At 65.9% G+C, this 737-nt stretch carries 1 protein-coding gene; it reads right to left on the bottom strand.

Annotated elements, in window-relative coordinates:
• On the bottom strand, positions 1–618 hold a 618-nt coding region (gene purC, locus AC1DWF_RS34145; protein WP_476842917.1), incomplete at its 3' end, for a phosphoribosylaminoimidazolesuccinocarboxamide synthase.
• Between the last annotated feature and the right edge of the window lie 119 nt (positions 619–737).

The raw sequence follows: 737 nt of genomic DNA, 5'->3' as shown, positions 1-737 counted from the left end.
GTCCCAGAGGCGGCAATTGTCCGGGCTGATCTCGTCGGCCAGGACGATGCGCATCTCGTCGTTCTCGTAGAGCCGGCCGAACTCCAGCTTGAAGTCCACCAGCGTGATGCCGACGCCCAGCAGCAGCCCCGTCAGGAAGTCGTTCACGCGCAGCGCCAGCTGCACCATGTCGTCGAGATCGTGCGTCGCGGCCCAGCCGAAGGCGGTGATGTGCTCCTCCGAGACCATCGGGTCCTGCAGCGCGTCGTTCTTGTAGTAGTACTCGATGATCGAGCGCGGCAGGCGCGTGCCCTCGGCGATGCCCAGGCGCGTGGCCATGGAGCCGGCGGCCACGTTGCGCACCACGACCTCGAGCGGGATAATCTCCACCTCGCGCACGAGCTGCTCGCGCATGTTGAGGCGGCGGATGAAGTGGGTAGGGATGCCGATCTCGCCCAGCCGCACCATCAGGTACTCGCTGATGCGGTTGTTGAGCACGCCCTTGCCGGTGATGATGCCCTTCTTCTGGGCGTTGAAGGCCGTCGCGTCATCCTTGAAGTACTGGACGATGGTGCCCGGCTCGGGGCCTTCGAACAGGATCTTGGCCTTGCCCTCGTAGATCTGGCGGCGGCGAGCCATGGTGGTGGTCCTTCAGGTCGGTATTTGGGCATATAGCAGGCTTGCCCATGCGTGCCACGCGGATCAGGGCAGCGTGAGCGCCGCGAAGGGCGTGCGGTCCGGCGGCCCCGGCGCGAAGC

It is taken from the genome of Aminobacter sp. P4_D5 (assembly GCF_056401815.1).
Note: the sequence above shows the minus strand (reverse complement) of the source record. Positions and strands in the feature narration are given on the sequence as shown.